The organism is Mycobacterium sp. VKM Ac-1816D, from assembly GCF_000416385.1.
Lineage (GTDB): Bacteria > Actinomycetota > Actinomycetes > Mycobacteriales > Mycobacteriaceae > Mycobacterium > Mycobacterium neoaurum_A.
The window spans coordinates 13,362-32,155 of record NZ_AOHQ01000100.1 but is presented as its reverse complement, the minus strand read 5'-3'; the positions used below and the strand labels follow the sequence as shown (position 1 = coordinate 32,155).

At 67.5% G+C, this 18,794-nt stretch carries 22 protein-coding genes; 19 read left to right on the top strand and 3 right to left on the bottom strand.

Translation table 11 applies throughout. The features are described 5' to 3' along the window. The first annotated feature begins 5 nt into the window (after positions 1-5). The 7 genes from G154_RS01235 (at position 6) to G154_RS01205 (ending at position 5,740) form a co-directional block, all read left to right on the top strand. On the top strand, positions 6-899 hold the full coding sequence (locus G154_RS01235; protein WP_023986040.1) for a MoxR family ATPase: 894 nt from the start codon (positions 6-8) through the stop codon (positions 897-899). Next, positions 896-2,350: a VWA domain-containing protein gene (locus G154_RS01230; protein ID WP_023986039.1), complete on the top strand. Its 1,455-nt coding sequence runs from the start codon at positions 896-898 to the stop codon at positions 2,348-2,350. The genes G154_RS01235 and G154_RS01230 overlap by 4 nt, the downstream gene beginning before the upstream one ends. 137 nt (positions 2,351-2,487) lie before the next feature. Continuing rightward, the gene (gene nadD, locus G154_RS01225) at positions 2,488-3,102 is read left to right on the top strand and encodes a nicotinate-nucleotide adenylyltransferase (protein WP_286140599.1); all 615 of its coding nucleotides are present in this window, start codon (positions 2,488-2,490) and stop codon (positions 3,100-3,102) included. Next, a complete protein-coding gene (rsfS, locus tag G154_RS01220; protein WP_023986038.1) occupies positions 3,099-3,479 on the top strand; it encodes a ribosome silencing factor in 381 nt (126 codons plus the stop codon). Before nadD ends, rsfS begins: the two co-directional genes overlap by 4 nt. Next, a complete protein-coding gene (gene gpgP / locus G154_RS01215; protein WP_019510643.1) occupies positions 3,476-4,132 on the top strand; it encodes a glucosyl-3-phosphoglycerate phosphatase in 657 nt (218 codons plus the stop codon). Before rsfS ends, gpgP begins: the two co-directional genes overlap by 4 nt. Next, entirely contained in the window at positions 4,122-4,907 is a 786-nt protein-coding gene (octT, locus tag G154_RS01210) for a diglucosylglycerate octanoyltransferase (protein WP_019510644.1), read from the top strand. The genes gpgP and octT overlap by 11 nt, the downstream gene beginning before the upstream one ends. Continuing rightward, complete coding sequence (locus G154_RS01205; RefSeq protein ID WP_019510645.1) at positions 4,904-5,740, top strand: DegV family protein; 837 nt, start codon at positions 4,904-4,906, stop codon at positions 5,738-5,740. The genes octT and G154_RS01205 overlap by 4 nt, the downstream gene beginning before the upstream one ends. On the opposite strand, the gene G154_RS01200 is transcribed toward G154_RS01205, so the two are convergent. Continuing rightward, entirely contained in the window at positions 5,724-6,794 is a 1,071-nt protein-coding gene (locus G154_RS01200; RefSeq protein WP_019510646.1) for a dihydrodipicolinate reductase, read from the bottom strand. The genes G154_RS01205 and G154_RS01200 overlap by 17 nt on opposite strands. Before the next feature lie 78 nt (positions 6,795-6,872). On the opposite strand from G154_RS01200, the gene G154_RS01195 reads away from it, so the two are divergent. The 7 genes from G154_RS01195 to holA all read left to right on the top strand — a co-directional run bounded on the left by G154_RS01195 (position 6,873) and on the right by holA (position 12,732). Continuing rightward, positions 6,873-7,547 carry a TetR/AcrR family transcriptional regulator gene (locus tag G154_RS01195; protein ID WP_234713138.1) on the top strand — a complete coding sequence of 225 codons (675 nt, stop codon included), beginning with the start codon at positions 6,873-6,875 and terminating at the stop codon, positions 7,545-7,547. An 11-nt stretch (positions 7,548-7,558) separates the two neighbouring features. Further along, entirely contained in the window at positions 7,559-8,437 is an 879-nt protein-coding gene (locus tag G154_RS01190; protein WP_019510648.1) for an alpha/beta fold hydrolase, read from the top strand. A gap of 17 nt (positions 8,438-8,454) precedes the next feature. Next, positions 8,455-8,856 (top strand): hypothetical protein, encoded by a 402-nt coding sequence (locus tag G154_RS01185; RefSeq protein WP_131701336.1) that lies wholly within the window; start codon positions 8,455-8,457, stop codon positions 8,854-8,856. A gap of 7 nt (positions 8,857-8,863) precedes the next feature. Continuing rightward, a complete protein-coding gene (locus G154_RS01180) occupies positions 8,864-9,301 on the top strand; it encodes a VOC family protein (RefSeq protein ID WP_019510650.1) in 438 nt (145 codons plus the stop codon). A 95-nt stretch (positions 9,302-9,396) separates the two neighbouring features. Next, positions 9,397-10,248, top strand: coding sequence for a ComEA family DNA-binding protein (locus tag G154_RS01175; RefSeq protein ID WP_019510651.1), 852 nt, complete (start codon positions 9,397-9,399; stop codon positions 10,246-10,248). Next, entirely contained in the window at positions 10,249-11,763 is a 1,515-nt protein-coding gene (locus tag G154_RS01170) for a ComEC/Rec2 family competence protein (protein WP_019510652.1), read from the top strand. Between the two features lie 12 nt (positions 11,764-11,775). Next, on the top strand, positions 11,776-12,732 hold the full coding sequence (gene holA, locus G154_RS01165) for a DNA polymerase III subunit delta (protein WP_019510653.1): 957 nt from the start codon (positions 11,776-11,778) through the stop codon (positions 12,730-12,732). Between the two features lie 91 nt (positions 12,733-12,823). Here holA and rpsT read toward each other — a convergent pair whose 3' ends face one another. Beyond that, positions 12,824-13,084 (bottom strand): 30S ribosomal protein S20, encoded by a 261-nt coding sequence (gene rpsT, locus G154_RS01160; protein WP_019510654.1) that lies wholly within the window; start codon positions 13,082-13,084, stop codon positions 12,824-12,826. Positions 13,085-13,240: 156 nt separating this feature from the next. Here rpsT and G154_RS01155 point away from each other — a divergent pair, with 156 nt between their 5' ends. Genes G154_RS01155 through G154_RS01145 form a run of 3 tightly spaced genes read left to right on the top strand, consistent with a single transcriptional unit; the run spans position 13,241 to position 16,814 of the window. After that, positions 13,241-14,998 carry a circularly permuted type 2 ATP-grasp protein gene (locus tag G154_RS01155; protein WP_031601606.1) on the top strand — a complete coding sequence of 586 codons (1,758 nt, stop codon included), beginning with the start codon at positions 13,241-13,243 and terminating at the stop codon, positions 14,996-14,998. Then, positions 14,998-15,975, top strand: a complete 978-nt coding sequence (locus tag G154_RS01150) for an alpha-E domain-containing protein (protein ID WP_019510656.1) — start codon at positions 14,998-15,000, stop codon at positions 15,973-15,975. The genes G154_RS01155 and G154_RS01150 overlap by 1 nt, the downstream gene beginning before the upstream one ends. Further along, positions 15,975-16,814 (top strand): transglutaminase family protein, encoded by an 840-nt coding sequence (locus G154_RS01145; protein ID WP_019510657.1) that lies wholly within the window; start codon positions 15,975-15,977, stop codon positions 16,812-16,814. The genes G154_RS01150 and G154_RS01145 overlap by 1 nt, the downstream gene beginning before the upstream one ends. Here G154_RS01145 and G154_RS01140 read toward each other — a convergent pair. Continuing rightward, a complete protein-coding gene (locus G154_RS01140) occupies positions 16,798-17,658 on the bottom strand; it encodes a ribonuclease Z (protein ID WP_023986035.1) in 861 nt (286 codons plus the stop codon). The genes G154_RS01145 and G154_RS01140 overlap by 17 nt on opposite strands. An 88-nt stretch (positions 17,659-17,746) precedes the next feature. Between G154_RS01140 and G154_RS01135 the strand changes: the two genes are divergently transcribed. Together G154_RS01135 and G154_RS01130 are read left to right on the top strand one after the other, a co-directional pair. Further along, on the top strand, positions 17,747-18,175 hold the full coding sequence (locus G154_RS01135; RefSeq protein ID WP_019510659.1) for a CBS domain-containing protein: 429 nt from the start codon (positions 17,747-17,749) through the stop codon (positions 18,173-18,175). Between the two features lie 8 nt (positions 18,176-18,183). After that, positions 18,184-18,792, top strand: coding sequence for a GNAT family N-acetyltransferase (locus G154_RS01130; protein ID WP_019510660.1), 609 nt, complete (start codon positions 18,184-18,186; stop codon positions 18,790-18,792). The last annotated feature ends 2 nt before the right edge of the window (positions 18,793-18,794 follow it).

The following is an 18,794-nucleotide window of genomic DNA, read 5'->3' as shown; positions in this document are numbered from 1 at the left end:
CCATGTTGAGCGTTCCCGCCCGCCCGGCGCCTCTGTTCGCCGATATCGACGATGTCGCCAAGCGGCTCGCCGAGACCGGATACCTGCCCGACAAGGCCACTGCCACAGCGGTGTTCCTTGCCGATCGGCTCGCCAAGCCGCTGCTGGTGGAGGGGCCGGCCGGCGTCGGCAAGACCGAACTGGCCCGCGCGATCGCGCAGACCACCGGCAGCGAACTGGTCCGGCTGCAGTGCTACGAGGGTGTCGACGAATCCCGCGCGCTCTACGAGTGGAACCACGCCAAGCAGATCCTTCGGATCCAGGCGGGCACCGCGGGCGGCACCGCCGCCGGGGACTGGGATCAGACCAAGACCGATGTCTTCGGTGAGGAATTCCTGCTGAGCAGACCGCTGCTGACCGCGATCCGGCGGACCGATCCGACCGTGCTGCTGATCGACGAGACCGACAAGGCTGATATCGAGATCGAGGGTCTGCTGCTGGAGGTGCTCTCCGATTTCGCGGTCACGGTGCCCGAGTTGGGCACCATCAAGGCCGAGCGGGCCCCGCTGGTGGTGCTGACCTCCAACGCCACCCGCGAACTCTCCGAGGCGCTCAAGCGACGCTGCCTGTTCCTGCACATCGACTTCCCCGACGCGGAGTTGGAGCGGCGCATCCTGCTCTCACGCGTCCCGGAGCTGCCCGAAACCATTGCGGCCGAACTGGTTCGCATCATCGGTGTGCTGCGCGGCATGCAGCTCAAGAAGCTGCCCTCGGTGGCCGAGACCATCGACTGGGGCCGCACCGTGCTGGCGCTCGGCATGGACACCATCGACGACGAGATGATCGCCGCCACGCTCGGTGTCATCCTGAAGAACCAGTCCGACCAGATCAAGGCGGCGGGAGAGCTGAGGCTGAACTGATGTCCCGACGCACCCGCCCGCCACAGCCGTTGGCGCCACACGGAATCCCAGGCCACCTGGTGGATTTCGTCGAGGCGCTGCGCGGATCCGGTATTGCGGTGGGGCCGTCGGAGACCGTCGATGCCGGCCGGGTGATGAACGTGCTCGGTCTCGGTGACCGCGGCGCGCTGCGCGAGGGTCTGGCGTGTGCGGTGCTGCGCCGCCCGGACCACCGGGACACCTATGACGCGTTGTTCGATCTGTGGTGGCCCGCGGCGCTGGGCGATCGCACCGTGATCGACGATCCCGACCCCGACGCAAGCGACGCCAAGGACGGCAACGGCCCGCCCGAGGCGGATATCGAGAGCATGCGGCAGGCGCTGGTCGACATGCTGGGCTCGGATGCCGAACTGGAGAACCTCGACGACCGGCTGACGGCGATGATCGCCCGCATCGTGGAGGCCTACGGCCGGTACAACTCCAGTCGTGGACCGTCCTACTCGTCGTATCAGGCGCTCAAGTCGATGGCCCTCGATGATCTGGAAGGGCGACTGCTCGCCGGGCTGTTGGCCCCCTACGGTGAGGAACCGACTCCCACCCAGGAGGAGATCGCCAAGGCGATGGCGGCACAACGTATCTCGCAGCTGCGTCGAATGGTGGAAGCCGAAACCAAGCGCCGTACCGCCGAACAGCTCGGCCGGGACCATGTGCAGATGTACGGGGTGCCGCAACTGTCCGAGAACGTCGAGTTCCTGCGGGCATCCGGCGATCAACTGCGCCAGATGCGCAAGACCGTACAGCCGCTGGCCCGCACGCTGGCCACCAGGCTGGCGGCCAAACGCCGTCGCTCGCGCAGCGGTGAGATCGACCTGCGCAAGACGCTGCGCAAATCGATGTCCACCGGCGGGGTGCCGATCGACGTCGTGCTCAAGAAACCGCACCCGGCCCGGCCCGAGCTGGTGGTGCTCTGCGACGTGTCCGGTTCGGTGGCCGGTTTCAGTCACTTCACCCTGATGCTGGTGTCGGCGTTGCGCCAGCAGTTCTCCCGGGTGCGGGTGTTCGCCTTCATCGACACCACCGACGAGGTCACCCACATGTTCGGCCCGGAGGCCGACCTTGCCGTCGCGGTGCAGCGCATCACCAGGGAGGCCGGCGTCTACACCCGCGACGGGCACTCCGATTACGGGCATGCCTTCGTCTCGTTCACCCAGAACTTCCCGAATGTGCTCTCGCCGCGGTCGTCGTTGCTGATCCTCGGCGACGCCCGCAACAACTACCGCAACCCCGAGACCGACCTGCTGACCCGGATGGTGAACGCCAGCAGGCATGCGCACTGGCTCAATCCGGAGCCCAAGCACCTGTGGGGTAGTGGCGACTCGGCCGTGCCCCGCTACCAAGACCTGATCCCGATGCACGAGTGCCGGTCGGCCAAGCAATTGGCCTCGGTGATCGACGGCCTGCTCCCCGTCTGATCTGCCCCCGTTTTCGGTGAGCGTGCGTGTCTGCTCACCGACACGCCGGTCCGGTGGCGGAGTCCGCGCACGCTCGCCATGTTCGGGCCGCCACGATCACTCCCGTAAGCTGCCTGTTCGTGGCCACGCGACGCAGGTTGGGAGTGATGGGCGGGACGTTCGATCCCGTGCATCACGGCCACCTTGTGGCCGCCAGCGAGGTGGCCGATCAGTTCGACCTCGACGAAGTGGTGTTCGTTCCCACCGGCCGGCCCTGGCAGAAGCGTGACCGTGCCGTCACCGCGCCCGAGGACCGTTATCTGATGACGGTGATCGCGACCGCGGCCAACCCACGGTTTTCGGTCAGCCGCGTCGACATCGACCGCGGCGGGCCCACCTACACAAAGGACACGCTGCGCGATCTGGCGGCGCTCAACCCCGACACCGACCTGTACTTCATCACCGGTGCCGATGCGCTGGCCTCGATCCTGTCCTGGCAGAACTGGGAGGAGCTGTTCTCTCTCGCCCGGTTCGTCGGGGTGAGCAGGCCCGGCTACGAACTCGACGGGGAGCACATCGCCGCGGCGATGAAAGAACTGCCCGACGACGCGCTGTCGCTGGTGGAGATCCCGGCCCTGGCGATTTCGTCGAGTGACTGCCGGCTGCGCGCCCAGCAGTCCCGGCCCATCTGGTACCTGGTGCCCGACGGGGTCGTCCAGTACGTATCCAAACGCAATCTCTACACACCCACCGCCGAGGAGGCCAGGTCGTGACCGCAACGGCAGAAGCAGTACAGATGGCCAGCATCGCGGCCCGTGCCGCGTCGGACAAGCTCGCCGACGATGTCGTCGTGATCGACGTCTCCGAGCAGCTGGTCATCACCGACTGTTTTGTGATCGCTTCGGCGTCCAACGAGCGGCAGGTCAACGCGATCGTCGACGAGATCGAGGACAAGATGCGCGAGGCCGGGCACAAGCCGGCCCGCCGCGAAGGCACCCGCGAGGGCCGCTGGACCCTGTTGGACTATGTGGACATCGTGGTGCACGTCCAGCACACCGAGGAGCGCGAGTTCTACGCCCTCGAGCGGCTGTGGCGGGACTGTCCGACGGTCCCGGTCGATCTCGGGGAGCCGCGGGGCGGCGCGCAGTGACGGTGCGTCGCCTTGTTCTGTTGCGCCACGGGCAGACCGAGTGGAATGCCGGCAGCCGGATGCAGGGTCAGCTCGACACCGACCTGACCGATCTCGGACGCAATCAGGCCGCCGCGGCGGCCGAGGTGCTCGCCAAGCGGCAACCGGTGTCCATCGTGTCCTCGGATCTGCGGCGCGCGTTGGACACCGCCACCGCGCTGGGGGATCGTGCCGGGGTGCCGGTGCGGGTCGATCAGCGGTTGCGGGAGACCCATCTGGGGGATTGGCAGGGTTTGACCCACATCGAGGTTGACGAGCGTGCTCCCGGCGCCCGATTGGCCTGGCGTGACGATGCGCGGTGGGCGCCGCACGGCGGCGAGAGCAGGGTTGATGTCGCCGCCCGCAGCGTGCCGTTGGTCGACGAGCTGCTGGTCGCCGAATCCGACTGGGGCGCCGATGGTTCCGACCGGCCGGTGGTGCTGGTGGCGCACGGTGGCCTGATCGCCGCGCTGACCGGGGCGCTGTTGGACCTGCCGGTGGACCACTGGCCGGTGCTCGGTGGGATGGGCAACGCCAGCTGGGCACAGCTGTCGGGCCATCCCGTCGATGGCAGACTCACCTGGCGCCTGGATGTCTGGAACGCCTCCGCGCAGGTGGCCAACGATGTCCTCTGAGAAATCCGGCCGCAATCTCGATTCCCCGGGTCGCTCCGCTCCCGCCCGCCGGACCCTGCTGGTCTTCTGCGATTCGCTGTCCTACTACGGACCGACCGGTGGGCTGCCCGCCGATGACCCGCGAATATGGCCCAATATCGTTGCCGAGCGGCTGGATTGGGATGTCGAACTGATCGGCAGGATCGGCTGGACCTGCCGCGACGTGTGGTGGGCCGCCACCCAGGACCCGCGTTCATGGGCGGCGCTGCCGCGTGCGGGAGCGGTGATCTTCGCGACGTGCGGGATGGACTCGCTGCCGTCACCGTTGCCGACCGCACTGCGGGAGCTGATCCGCTATGTGCGCCCACCGGTGCTGCGGCGCTGGGCGCGCGACGGCTACGGCTGGCTGCAGCCGCGGCTCTCACCGGTGGCCCGCCCCGCGCTTCCCCCGCATCTGAGCGTCGAATACCTGGAGCAGACACGCTCGGCGATCGACTTCAACCGGCCGGGAATACCGGTGGTGGCGACGGTGCCCTCGGTGCACATCGCAGAGACCTACGGCAAATCGCACCGCTGGCGGGATGCCACCGTCGCGGCGATCAACGGATGGGCCGCGCAGCACCGGGTGCCGGTGGTTGATCTCAAGGCCGCCGTCGGTGAGTACGTGATGAGCGGTCAGGGCAACCCGGACGGTATTCACTGGAACTTCGAGGCACACGCCGCGGTGGCCGAGTCGATGCTCACCGCACTCGCCGAGGCCGGCGCATACGAGCCCGAAACCCGCGCCCTCCCATGACCGTTCAGGTGGTCACCGACTCCTCGTCGCGACTGGAACCCGATGTGCTGACGAGATGGTCGATCCGCCAGGTGCCGCTGCACGTGCTTGTCGACGGCAGCGACCTCTGCGACGGCGTCGACCAGATCCCCAACGATATCCACGAACGTCACCACGTGACCACATCCGGTGCCTCCCCTGCGGAACTGGCGCAGGCCTACCGGCAGGCGCTGGCCGACAGCGATGGTGACGGTGTCGTCGCCGTCCATCTGTCCGCGGCATTGTCGAGCACCTTCTCCACGGCCGTTGCGGCGGCGCGTGAGTTCGGTTCTGCTGTGCGCGTGGTGAATTCGCGGTCGGCGGCGATGGGTGTCGGCTACGTCGCACAGGCCGCGGCCCGAGCGGCGGCCGATGGCGCCCACCTCGACGCGGTGGAGGCCGCCGCGCGGGCGGCCATCTCGCGCGGATATGTGTTCATCGTGGTGGACCGTCTGGACAATCTGCGGCGCAGCGGCCGGATCGGCAAGGGCGCATCGTGGTTGGGTACCGCCCTGTCGCTGAAGCCCCTCTTGCATCTGGACGTCGACGGCCGGCTGGTGCTGGCGCAGCGGGTGCGCACCACGTCCAAGGCGCACGCCGCGATGGTCGACGCGATCGCCGCGGCGGTGGGGGAGCGGCCGGCGACCGTGGCCGTGCATCACGTCGACAACCACGATGCCGCCGCGGCGTTGGGTGCGGCACTGACCGACCGGTTACCGCAATTGCAGGGGCTGACCGTCACCGATATGGGCGCGGTGCTCGCCGTGCATGTCGGGGGTGGCGCGGTCGGGGCCTGCGTCAGCCTCGCGGATTGAACCGGCCCGTGACCGGCGGCAGATCCTTGAGCGTGGCGATACCGGGAGCCGCCGCCACTACCGCGGGCACCGCATTGGTCACCGGCATTGCGGTGTAGATCATCCCGAGTCCCATGAAGCCGGGTTCGGTCCAGTCCCTGGGCGGCAGACAGTGCAGCACCGTCCGCATGTTGGGCATGCCGAAGACCTGGATGACATGGCCGTGCTCCAGCGGTTTGGGTGGGGTGACCTGATCACCCATGGTCCAGTTGAAGCCGACGCTGACCACGTTGCGGTCACCGACCCAACCGCGGTGGTAGCCGTAGACGCTGCCGACGGTGCCCTTGGGGATCGTCATGAAACCCAGGTCCGAGTCGCCGGTCGCGGCGGTGAAGGTGACGTCGAAGGTCATCCGGTCCAGCTGTGCGCCGATGGCGTCGGCCATCATGGCGGCGGACTCGGCGAAGACCTCGCTTTCACGGCGCACGCTCTCGGCCAGGCCGGGGGTGTCGGGGTCCTGCGAGAAGCCCATCGCGGTCTGAGTCTCGGCGGACTCGTAGGTCGAGCAGTCCACCGATTCGGTGATCCGGATCTCGTCGACGCGTTCGCAGGAACCGGAGAGCACCATCCCGACCATATTCGTCATGCCAGGGTGTGCGCCACTGCCGAAAATCGTGGAATTGCCGGTGGTGCAAGCTTTTTTGATCCGTTCGAGGTCGTGCGGGCTCTGTTTGCCGCCGGTGATCCACGCGGCGCTGGAGCATACGTTGATGCCAGACTCGAGCAGGGCCACCAATTCGTCGATATCGGGCCATAGGGGGTTGTAACAGCAGGCGTCGGGCCGCAGGGCGATCAGTTCGCCGATGTCATTGGTGGCCTTGATGCCGGTGAGGGTCGGCCAGCTCGCGAGTTCGGCGGCATCGACTCCCACCTTGTCGGCACCGTGGGCGTAGACGCCCACCAGTTCCATGTCATCGCGGCCGATGATGGCGAGCAGTGAGCGACGGCCGATATTGCCGGTGGTCCATTGGATGACGCGCAGGGGGCCGGCGGCGACGGGCGGGGAGTCTGACATGGGGTGAACACTATTGCCGATGTGTTCAGAGTCGGGCCGGATTGCCCGGGTTGACCCATTCTGTTTATGATACGGAACGTGTCGTTTCGTAACTCGGACGAGGAATCGTCGCGTCCCGGTGGCCGCCCGCGCGATGCTGCGCGGGAGGCGCACATCCTGTCGGTGGTCTACACGCTGTTGACCGAGGTCGGTTATGACGCACTGACGTTCGAAGAGGTGGCCCGGCGCGCCGGCGCCTCCAAAGCCACTCTTTACCGGCGCTGGAAAAACAAGCGTGACATGGTCAGTGCCGCGCTCAGGGCGATGCCGGCGCGGCGCGACGACGCCGATGAGATCGACACCGGCAGTCTGCGCGGTGATCTGCTGGCGCTGTGCCGGCGGTTGCTCACCACCATGCAATCCACCGACGGTCAGACCGCTCTGTTGCTGCTGCAAGCCGGGATCGAGGATCCTGACCTCTGCGATCAGATAGAACGGACCGTCGGGCCGACCGGCGCGCGGCTTCCCGCGAGCGTCATCGATGCCGCCGTACGGCGCGGTGAACTGCCCTGTGAAGTCGATCCGTTTGCCTACGAAGAGGTTGTCGGCGCGGTTGTGCTGTTGCGACGAATGAACGGACTCGACTGTGACGACAGCTACTTGGAGACTCTCGTCGACCATGTCGTCGTGCCTGCGTTGTGCGCCTCGCCGGCCGCGTCCGGGGGATTGCCGGCCGGAATCTTTTCCGGACACCCCGATCGAGTGAAGCAATGAGGAGAACTCCTGTGAAAATTGACGATTTCGACTACGCGACGCTGCCTGGAGCCGACGGTGTCGGCATCAACGTGGCCGTCGGTGGAAGCGGGCAGGCCGTGGTGCTGCTGCACGGCTTTCCGCAGACGCACTACATGTGGCGTCACGTCGCCGGCAGCCTCGTCGACGAGTTCACCGTGATCGTGCCCGACCTTCGTGGCTACGGGCGCAGCGGCAAACCGGCAGTGGCGGGACCCGAGACATACTCCAAGCGGACGATGGCCCGCGATATCGTCGAGGTGACGAAGTCACTGGGCCACAACCGGTTCGGGGTGATCGGTCATGACCGCGGCGCCCTTGTCGCGGTCCGCGCCGGGCTCGACCATCCGCAGGTGGTGCGGTATCTGGGAGTGCTCGATGTCCTTCCGACCCTGGACACCTGGTCGGTATTGCGCGGAGTGGACGCCAAGGTGGCCTGGCATCTCTACCTGATGGCACAACCGGCCGGACTGCCAGAGAAGATGATCGCGGCCGTGGCCGAGGAATTCTTCGCCTCCTTCCTGGACGCCTGGGATCACGGCGGGTCTACCTTCTCCGCCGAGGCACGCCGGCACTACATCGACAGTTCGATCGCCGCGGTGGACTCCATCGTCGCCGACTACCGGGCCAGCGCGGGCGTCGACCTCGACATGGACCGCGCCGATCGCGCGGCCGGTCGCCTGCTGACGATGCCGGTCGGCGTCATCTCCCAGGACTGGGGCGGGCAACTGGGCTTCGACCCCGTCGACATCTGGGGTGCGTGGGCCTCGGATCTGCACTATCAAACGACCGGCGCCGGACATTTCATGGCCGAGGAGAGGCCCGCCGACATCGAGCAGTTCGTGCGCAGGCTCGCGGCGCGCTGTCGATGACGACCTAAACTCTCGGTATGGCAATGGATTCCACGACCGTGCAGGGATGGTTCGACCGCTATGTGGATGTGTTCGCGGCGGTCGTCCGCGGCGAGAAACCGATGGCCGAGCTGGTGGACTGCTATGCCGTGCCGCTGATGCTGACCACCGACGCCGGTGCGATCAGCCTCACCACCGCCGACCAGGTCGTCGCGGTCATGGAAAGCCAGGTCGACGCGCTGCGGTCCCAGCGATATCAGTCCACCACGCTACTCAGCGCGGCCGTCACCGAACTGAACGCGTCCTCGGCCCTCTACCGCGGCGCGTTCGTACGGTGCGATACCGAGGGTGCCGAGTTGGGGCGTCTGGCGGTGACCTACCTGCTGGTCGACGGCCCCGAGCACCCACAGATCGCGGTGCTCGCCTCGCACGGCGGGTGAGGAGCTCATGCCGATCAAATTGGAGAACGTCGCCATCGCCGTCGAGGACCTGGACGCAAGCATCGCGTTCTTCACCGATCTCGGTCTCACCGTGATCGGCCGCGACATCGTCCGCGGCGAGTGGGCCGATACCGCGGTCGATCTGGACGGTAACCACTGCAAGATCGCCATGTTGCAGACGCCGGACGGGCACGGCCGGCTGGAGTTGTTCGAGTACATCCATCCGGCCGCGATCCCGACGCATCCGACCCGTCCGAACGAGATAGGCATGCATCGTGTCGCGTTCTCGGTCGACGATATCGATGAGGCACTGGCGATCGCCGCGCGGCACGGTTGCCATCCGCTGCGCGGTGTCGCGACCTATGCGGACGTCTACAAGCTGACCTATATCCGTGGGCCCAGCGGGATCATCGTGATGCTCGCCCAGGAACTGACACCGGCCTGATCGAGTTATCCACAGTCTCGGATTCGTGCACAGGCACCCGCGACTGAGCTGCTGTCCGCCCGATGAGGTCGGGGTCCGTGCCTACCGTCAGGCGCATGGACACCGAATCGCCGGCGCAGCGCCTCTCCCGACGTATCGGTGCAAGCCAGGATCGCGCCGTGGATCCACCCGAGGCGGAGGACGCCGATCAGCAGTCCGATGTTGCGTTGGCCCGTTGGCTTCCGGACGGACCGGCGCCGCGCACCCTCGGTGATCGGGTGGCCGCGCTGCGTGCGGATCCAGGACGGGCCGGGGTCATGGCGCTCATCGGCGTCGGTGTCATGGCGGTGCTGGTGACGGTGTTCACCGTCGTGCGCAGTCCGGACCATCCGGTGAGTGCGGCCAACCTGCCACCGGTCCAGATGGTGTCGACGGCGAGTTCGCCTCCGGTCGCACCCCCGGGACCGGTGGTGGTCAGTGTCGTCGGCCTGGTGAACAAGCCGGGTCTGGTCACCCTGGAGGGCGGTGGCAGGGTTGCCGATGCGGTGGAACTCGCGGGTGGAGCGCTCGACGGTGCCGATCTTGTCGGACTGAACATGGCCCGGCGGGTGGCCGACGGAGAGCAGATCATCGTCGGTCTTGCGGCACCGCCGGGATCGCCCTCGCCGATGGGCAGTTCGGTGAGATCTGCGGGCGAACCGTCCGGACCGGCCGGTTCGGCGCGAACCGCCGCTACGGCCCCTGCAACCGCCGGCACCGATGGATCCTCGGGACGTGGCGCGGTGAACCTCAACACCGCGACCGCCGAAGAGCTCGACGCTCTGCCCGGCGTCGGACCCGTCACCGCCGCCGCGATCATTGCGTGGCGAGATGCCAACGGTCCGTTCGGCAGTGTCGACCAACTCGGTGAGGTGGACGGGATAGGTCCGGCCCGCCTGGACAAGCTGCGTGATCTGGTGGTCGCGTGAATGGCCGTCGCGATCACCCAGGAGCGTCCGGCCGATATCCGGCTGGTTCCCGCGGCGTTGACGGCCTGGGCCGTGACCGCGGCAGGGATTGTGTGGCCCGGGCTGGTGCCGTGCGCAGTGGTGTTGGTGGCCTGCGCCATCACCGGCGTGCTGACGTGCAGGGGCGCAGTTCGTGTGGGTGCAGCGGGTGTCGCGGCCGTTGCGGTGACGGGTGCCGCCTTCGGCGTCGTGGTCGCGCTGCGCAGTGCCGACGTGCGCCACCATCCGATCACAGAGCGGTATGGGGACCGCGCCGTCGTGACGATCGCCGCCACCGAGTCGCCGCGATCATTGGGCCGCGGCCGGATGATGTTTCGGGCGGGCCTGCGGGAGGTGGACGGCACCCCGTCGTCGGGGATGGTGATGGTCTTCGCGCCGGTGTCGGAATTCGCCGGTCTGGCCGTGGGCCGCCCGGCCACCTTCACCGCTCGGATCGGACGGCCGCTACGTGCCGATCTGACGGTGGCGGTGCTGACCGCAGCGGGTCGGCCGACACTGGGGGAGACGCCCACCGTCCGTCGCCTGGCCGGACACGTCCGGGAGCGGTTTTCCGCCGCGGCTCGCCGGGTCCTGCCCGCCGACCAGGCCGCGATGCTGCCCGCCCTGGTGCTCGGGGACACCTCGGCGGTCACGGCCACCTCGGCCGCGGCGTTCAAGATTTCGGGTCTGACCCATCTGACCGCGGTGTCCGGCGCGAACGTGACGATCGTGTGCGGTGCGGCGCTGCTGTCCGCGGCGCTGGTGGGGCCCCGGCCGGCGGCCGGGTTGGCGCTGGTGGTGCTCATCGCGTTCGTCATCGTCGTGGAACCGTCGGCCAGCGTGTTGCGGGCCGCGGTGATGGGCGGCATCGGCCTGTTCGCGGTGGTGTCACACCGGCGCAGGCAGGCGATCCCGGTGTTGTCCTCGGCCGTGATCGCGCTGATGGTGGTGGCCCCGCAGCTGGCCGTGGATGCCGGGTTCGCGCTCTCGGTGGTGGCGACGGCCGCGCTGGTGGTGATCGCCCCCGGGTGGTCGCGCCGGCTGGTCGGCAGGGGCTGGCCCAAGCCGCTGGCGGATGCGGTGTGCATCGCCGGGGCGGCGCAGGCGGTCACCGCACCACTCGTCGCCGGGATCTCGGGCAATGTGAGCGTCTTCGCTGTTTTGGCCAATGTCCTTGTCGGCGCCGTCATTCCGCCGATCACTCTGATCGGTACCGCGGCCGCCGCACTATCGGCGGTCTGCGCGCCGGTAGCCGAGCTGATGGTCCGGTTCACCGGTCCCGAGCTCTGGTGGCTGCTTGTCGTCGCCGACCGGATCGCCGCGCTGCCCGATGCCACGGTGCCCGTCCCGGCCGGGGCTCCCGGCATGGTCCTGGTGGCCGCGGTCACCATCGCGGTGATCGTCACCTGGCGGTGGCGGTGGGGCCGGAACCTCTCGGTCGCGGGTCTGTGCTGTCTGCTGGCGTGGACCGTTTCCGGCGTTGTCGGGTCGGCGTGAAACGATCACCGGGTGAGCGAGGGACTACATCTGGTGCTCGGAGACGAGGAACTGCTGGTCGAGCGCGCCGTGGCAGATTTGCTGCGCGCGGCACGCAAGCGGGCAGGCACCGTCGACGTCCCGGTGGACCGGCTCCGGGCCGGGGAGGTGAGCACCAGCGAGTTGGCCGAACTGCTCAGTCCCTCGTTGTTCGCCGAAGAACGCGTGGTGGTGCTGGAGGCCGCCGCCGAGGCGGGCAAGGATGCGGTGGCACTGATCGTCAGCGCGGCCGCCGACCTTCCGCCGGGCACCGTACTTGTCGTCCTGCACTCCGGCGGCGGCCGGGCCAAGGCGATGGCAGATCAGCTCAAAAAGCTTGGCGCCGAGGTGCATCCGTGCGCCAAGATCAGCAAGCCTGCCGAGCGTGCCGATTTCGTCCGGCGGGAATTCCGGGTGCTGAAGATGAAGGTCGACGACGCCACCGTCACCGCGATCCTCGATGCCGTCGGCTCGGATATCCGCGAACTGGCCGCGGTCTGCTCGCAGTTGGTCGCCGATACAGACGGGCAGGTCGATGTCGCCGCGGTTCGTCAGTATCACAGCGGCAAGGCCGATGTGAAGGGCTTCGACATCGCCGACAAGGCGGTCGCCGGTGACGTGTCCGGCGCCGCCGAGGCGCTGCGGTGGGCCATGCACAGCGGAGAACCTCATGTCGTGCTCGCCGATGCGCTGGCCGAGGCGGTGCACACCATCGCCCGCGTCGGCCCGATCACCGGCGACCCCTACCGGCTTGCCGGCGAACTGGGCATGCCGCCGTGGCGCATTCAGAAGGCGCAGAAACAGTCCCGGCGCTGGTCGCGAGACCGGGTGGCCGAGGCCATCCGGGTTGTCGCCGCGCTCAACGCCGATGTCAAGGGTGCGGCCGCCGATGCGGATTTCGCCCTGGAGCGGGCCGTGCGCAAGGTCGCCGAGTTGGCTGCCGACGGCTGACCGTTCCGGCGGGGCCGGTCACGGCTACCCGGACACGCAAAAACCCGCGCGTGACGCGTGAGCGTCGACGCGCGGGTCGGCAGAGATCGACTCAGAGCTTGTTGACGGCCAGCGCCAGCGCGGACTTCTTGTTGGCGGCCTGGTTCTTGTGGATGACACCCTTGCTGGCGGCCTTGTCCAGCTGACGGTTGGTCGCCACCAGCAGCTCGCCTGCCTTGTCCTTCTCACCGGCGTCGATGGCCTCGCGGAGACCGCGGACAGCCGTACGCAGGGAGGACTTGACCGACTGGTTGCGCAGACGACGGCGCTCGTTGGTCTTGATGCGCTTTTCCTGCGACTTGATGTTGGCCACGCGTGTAGTTCCTTCTCACCGTCGGTGTGATTGCTAAGTATTTGGCGCCCGGCGCAGCGATGCAGGCTGGGCAGCAGTGGTTCAGGTTACCAGCGGGTGCACCAATCCCCCAAAACCGGCCGGACCAGCCTGCCGAAACGCCCGACTTACGGCAGCATGTGCACGGTGAGCCTACGAACCCTGCCCAACGAGACCGTACGCCCGCCACGTTCGACCTCACGAACGAAAAAACAGCAGGTGGGGATCTTCGACGGTTACACCGAGTTCGCCGGTTACAGCGCGGCCTTCGATGAGATGTTCGACGGCTCCGGCAACGTCCGGCCGCCCTACAAGGGAATCTTCGCTGAACTCTCGCCGTCGGATGCCGACGAGTTGGAGGCCCGCACCGAAGCGCTGGGTCGCGCGTTCGTCGACCAGGGCATCACCTTCTCGCTGTCCGGTCAGGAGCGGCCGTTCCCGCTGGACCTCGTTCCTCGGGTCATCTCGGCGGCGGAATGGACGCGGTTGGAGAAGGGCATTGCCCAGCGGGTCAAGGCGCTGGAGCTCTATCTGGACGACATCTACGGCGAACAGGAGATCCTGCGCGATGGGGTCATCCCGCGGCGGCTGATCACCTCGTGTGAACACTTCCACCGCGAGGCGGTCGGGATCGTCCCGCCGAACGGTGTGCGTATCCATGTCGCCGGGATCGATCTGGTCCGCGATGCCCAGGGCACCTTCCGGGTTCTGGAGGACAACCTGCGTTCGCCGTCGGGGGTGTCCTACGTGATGGAGAACCGCCGGACCATGGCGCGGGTGTTCCCCAACCTGTTCGCCTCGCACCGGGTCCGGGCCGTCGGTGACTACTCGTCACATCTGTTGCGCGCGCTACGCAAGGCGGCGGCGACCAACGAGGCCGATCCGACCGTCGTCGTGCTGACCCCGGGGGTGTACAACTCCGCCTACTTCGAGCACTCGCTGCTCGCCAGACAGATGGGCGTCGAGCTGGTCGAAGGGCGCGACCTGTTCTGCCGCGACAACACCGTCTACATGCGCACCACCGAGGGGGAGCGCCAGGTCGATGTCATCTACCGCAGGATCGATGACGACTTCCTGGACCCCATGCAGTTCAAGCCGGATTCGGTGCTCGGTGTCGCCGGCGTGCTCAACGCCGCGCGCGCGGGCAATGTGGTCATCTCCAGCGCCGTCGGTAACGGCGTGGGTGATGACAAGCTCGTCTACACCTACGTGCCGACCATCATCGAGTACTACCTCGGCGAGAAGCCGCTGCTGGCCAATGTGGACACCTTCCGCTGCTGGCTGGACGAGGAGCGTGATGAGGTGCTCGACCGGGTCGACGAACTGGTGATCAAGCCGGTGGAGGGCTCCGGTGGGTACGGCATCGTGTTCGGACCGGATGCCTCACCCAAGGAACTCGCCACGATCTCGAAGAAGATCCGCTCCGACCCGCGCGGCTGGATCGCCCAACCCGTCGTGCAGTTGTCGACGGTGCCGACCAAGATCGGCGACAAGCTCGCACCCCGCCACGTGGACCTGCGTCCGTTCGCGGTCAACGACGGTGACGAGGTGTGGGTGCTGCCCGGCGGCCTGACCCGGGTGGCCCTGCCCGAGGGGTCGCTGGTGGTGAATTCGAGCCAGGGTGGCGGTTCCAAGGACACCTGGGTGCTGGCGTCGCGGACCTCGGCGGCCGATCGGGAACTGGCCGCCGCCGAAGTGGTGCGCGCGCTGCCTGAGACAGCCAAGAACGGCCAGGCCTCGGTCGCCGAGAAGGCCTCGCGCAGCACCAAGGCGGGCCGGGACGCCAAGGGCGACGGGTCGACTCAGACCCAGCAGCAGCAGGCCCGCGAAATCCGTACCGCCCCGGAACAGCAACAGCAGCAACAGCAGCAGCAACAACAGGCGGTGGTCGACTGATGCTGGCCCGTAACGCGGAATCGCTGTACTGGATCGGCCGCTATGTGGAGCGCGCCGACGACACCGCGCGCATCCTCGATGTGGTGGTTCACCAATTGCTCGAAGACTCCAGCGTCGACCCCGACCATACGTCGCGGGTTCTGCTGCGGGTGCTCGATATCGAACCCCCCGAACAACAGCTCGACGTGTGGTCGTTGACCGACCTCGTCGCGTTCGGCCGGGACACCCAGGGTGGCTGTTCGATCGTCGAATCGATCACCGCCGCCCGCGAGAATGCCCGTGGAGCACGCGAAGTCACCTCGACCGAAATGTGGGAGTGCCTCAACACCACCTACAACGCTTTGGCGGAGCGGGAGCGGGCCGCCCGCAGGCTGGGACCGCACGAGTTCCTCGCCTATGTCGAGGGGCGCGCGGCGATGTTCGCCGGTCTCGCCGATTCGACGCTGTCGCGCGATGACGGCTACCGCTTCATGGTGCTCGGCCGGGCCATCGAACGCGTCGACATGACGGTGCGCATGCTGCTCTCGCGGGTCGGCGACAGCGGTTCGTCGCCGGCCTGGGTGACGGTACTGCGTTCCGCCGGCGCCCACGACACCTACCTGCGCACCTACCGCGGTGTCCTCGACGCCAGCAGGGTGGTCGAATTCCTGTTGCTGGACCGGCTGTTCCCGCGGTCGATCTTCTACTCCCTGCGCCTTGCCGAGCACAGTCTCGACGAGTTGTTGCACCGTAGGCACAATCGGGTCGGGGCGACCGCCGAGGCGCAGCGGCTGCTCGGACGCGCCCGCAGCGAGCTGGAGTTCCTGCCACCCGGTGTGCTCCTGGAATCGCTGGAAGATCAGCTGGCGGCATTGCAGCAGACCTGTGTCAAGGTGGGGGAGGCGTTGGCACTGCAGTACTTTCACTCCGCGCCGTGGGTTGCCTGGACCGATGCCGGTCGGGCCGGCGGCACCGTCATCGAAGAGGGAGAGATCTGATGTGGCGTATGCGGGTAGTCCACGCAACCGGCTACGCCTACAAGTCGCCCGTCACAGCGTCCTTCAACGAGGCGCGCCTGACGCCGCGCTCGGATTCCCGGCAGAACGTCATCCTGAACCGGGTGGAGACCGTGCCGGCGACGCGTCAGTACCGCTATGTCGACTATTGGGGCACGGCGGTCACCACGTTCGATCTGCACGCTCCGCACACCGAACTGGAGGTGACGGCGTCCTCGGTGGTGGAGACAGAGCAACCGGTCATCCCGGAGTCTTCGGTCACGTGGGACGACCTGGAATCGGAGGCGGTGGTCGACCGCTTCGACGAGTTGCTGACCCCGACGGTCTACACACCTGCCAGCAAGCGCATGGAGCGGGTGGGCCGCCAGATCAGGAAGAATCACGACCCTGCGCAGGCGGTCATCGAGGCATCGCGGTGGGTGGCCGGTGAACTCAAGTACGTGCCCGGCACCACCGGCGTGCACTCCTCGGGCCTGGACGCGTTGCGTGAGGGCAAGGGTGTCTGCCAGGATTTCGCGCACCTGACGCTGATCCTGCTGCGGGGCATGGGAATACCAGCCCGTTATGTGTCGGGGTACCTGCATCCCAAACGCACCGCAAAGGTTGGTGACACCGTCGAAGGGCAGAGCCATGCCTGGATCCAGGCCTGGACCGGCGACTGGTGGCATTACGACCCGACCAACGATAAGGACATCAACGAGCAGTACATCAGCGTCGGTGTGGGCCGCGACTATGCCGATGTGACCCCGCTGAAGGGCATCTACTCGGGCGAGGGATCCACCGACCTGGACGTGGTCGTGGAGATCACCCGGCTGGCTTGACGCAGACGCCGGGGTGCACCTGCACCCGGTGCAGATCGTTGCCGAGTTCGATCTGGCGGTCGAACCTGGTGGCTGCCAGCGCCCGCCACTGATCCTCGGTGCCCGGCGCCATGGCGGGCACGTAATGGGTCAGAATCAGGATGCCGACGCCGGCGCGCGCGGCGGTATCGGCGGCCTGTTCCACAGTGGAGTGATAGTCGCAGATGTCGCGCACCCGCTGCAGGGGCACCGCCTCGATCAGATCGCGACGAATCGCGGTGTGCACCAACGCACCTGCCCCGGCGGTCAGTGCGTCCAGCGTGGCGCACGGCACGGTATCTCCGGCGAGCACCACCGAGGCGCCACCGTGATCGACGCGGAAGGCGATGGTCGGCGCGACCGGTCGGTGGTCGGTGGGCGAGACGCGCACGTGCACGCCGGCCTCATCCCACACCGTCCCGTCGGTGTACTCGTGCACCTGCACCCGGGGCGGTTCGGTCAGGTCGGCGTGGTGTTCCAGTCGGTAGGAGATGTCATGGCCGAACGCGGCCAGCATCGCCTTGACCACTTCGGCGGTGCCAGGGGGCCCGATGATGGGCAGCGGCGTGGGGTCGGGGCCGAACGTACCGATCCACCGGGTGATCAGGACATCGCCAAGATCGGCGATATGGTCGCTGTGCAGGTGGGTCAACAACAGCGCGCTGAGTTGGGGTGCGCCCGAGCCGGCAGCGGCGAGTCTCTGCAGAACCCCGCGGCCGCAGTCGACGAGGAATGTCTGGTCGCCTGCGCGGATCAGAGTGGAGGGGCCGGCTCGGTCCGGGTCGGGGATGGGGCTGCCGGTTCCAAGGAGCGTCACCTCGATCATCGCCCACATATACCGCCGCAATCGTCCATACGGGGCCGATCGGACGTAGCCTGAGTATGGCGGAGATCACATATCGCGGGAGGGCGTCATGCGGATAGCCGACGTACTGCGGAACAAGGGGTCGTCGGTGGCCACGATCGCACCGGAGACCTCGGTGGCCGATCTGCTCGCGGGCCTGGTCGGGCGGAACATCGGCGCGATGGTGGTCGTGGGTCCGGAAGGACCGGTCGGCATCGTCTCCGAGCGCGATGTGGTGCGCCGTCTGCATGATCTGGGTGCCGATCTGCTGACCAGACCGGTCGGCGAGATCATGACCACGCATCTGCTGTTCTGTGCGCCCGAGGATTCTGTCGACAGTTTGAGTGCCGCGATGACCCACCACCGGGTACGGCACATCCCGGTGCTGCAGGACGGCCGGTTGTCCGGGATCGTGAGCATCGGCGATCTGGTCAAGAGCCGCATGCAGGAACTCGAGTCCAGCACGGAGTACTTGCAGGCGTACATCACGCAGGGCTGAATGGACGGGTGCATGACCCCCAGGTACGACCCGCCGTCCGTTCCGATGTCGACACCCTGTGCCGGGTGCTGGGCCGGGCGTTTTTCGATGATCCGGTGATGACGTGGATGCTGCCCGACCCGCAGGCGCGTCGGCGCAAACTGCACAAGCTGTTTTCTGGACTGACCCGGTATCACCATCTGGCCGGCGGCGGGGTGGAGGTTGCCTGCGCGGAGTCCGGCATCGCGGCGGCGGCGCTGTGGGACCCGCCGGGTCAGTGGCGGCACACCGCGGCCGAGGAATTGCGCGCGGCGCCGTCGATGCTGCTGACCTTCGGCGGCGCGGTGCGGCGCGGGATGCAGGTGTCGGAGTTGATGAAGCGGTCGCACCCGGACGAGCCGCACTGGTACCTGGCAGTGATCGGCAGTGATCCGCAGGTCCGGGGTAGCGGCTTCGGGCACGCCCTGATGCGCTCGCGGCTGGACCGTTGTGATGCCGAGTTCGCGCCTGCGTACCTGGAGTCCAGCAATCCCGACAACATCGGCTACTACCAGCGGTTCGGCTTCGAGGTCACCGATGAGATCGCCCTCCCCGACGGGGGACCCGTCATGTACCCGATGTGGCGGAACCCGCGGTAAAC

What these genes read in the sequence shown, in the direction of transcription:
- G154_RS01175 (WP_019510651.1), top strand. Translation starts at nt 9,397, where the DNA reads ATGGACACCGAATCGCCGGCGCAGCGCCTCTCCCGACGTATCGGTGCA.
- G154_RS01180 (WP_019510650.1), top strand. Translation starts at nt 8,864, where the DNA reads ATGCCGATCAAATTGGAGAACGTCGCCATCGCCGTCGAGGACCTGGAC.
- G154_RS01150 (WP_019510656.1), top strand. Translation starts at nt 14,998, where the DNA reads ATGCTGGCCCGTAACGCGGAATCGCTGTACTGGATCGGCCGCTATGTG.
- G154_RS01140 (WP_023986035.1), bottom strand. Translation starts at nt 17,658, where the DNA reads ATGATCGAGGTGACGCTCCTTGGAACCGGCAGCCCCATCCCCGACCCG.
- G154_RS01145 (WP_019510657.1), top strand. Translation starts at nt 15,975, where the DNA reads ATGTGGCGTATGCGGGTAGTCCACGCAACCGGCTACGCCTACAAGTCG.
- G154_RS01205 (WP_019510645.1), top strand. Translation starts at nt 4,904, where the DNA reads ATGACCGTTCAGGTGGTCACCGACTCCTCGTCGCGACTGGAACCCGAT.
- octT (WP_019510644.1), top strand. Translation starts at nt 4,122, where the DNA reads ATGTCCTCTGAGAAATCCGGCCGCAATCTCGATTCCCCGGGTCGCTCC.
- G154_RS01155 (WP_031601606.1), top strand. Translation starts at nt 13,241, where the DNA reads ATGTGCACGGTGAGCCTACGAACCCTGCCCAACGAGACCGTACGCCCG.
- G154_RS01200 (WP_019510646.1), bottom strand. Translation starts at nt 6,794, where the DNA reads ATGTCAGACTCCCCGCCCGTCGCCGCCGGCCCCCTGCGCGTCATCCAA.
- G154_RS01135 (WP_019510659.1), top strand. Translation starts at nt 17,747, where the DNA reads ATGCGGATAGCCGACGTACTGCGGAACAAGGGGTCGTCGGTGGCCACG.
- G154_RS01170 (WP_019510652.1), top strand. Translation starts at nt 10,249, where the DNA reads ATGGCCGTCGCGATCACCCAGGAGCGTCCGGCCGATATCCGGCTGGTT.
- G154_RS01185 (WP_131701336.1), top strand. Translation starts at nt 8,455, where the DNA reads ATGGCAATGGATTCCACGACCGTGCAGGGATGGTTCGACCGCTATGTG.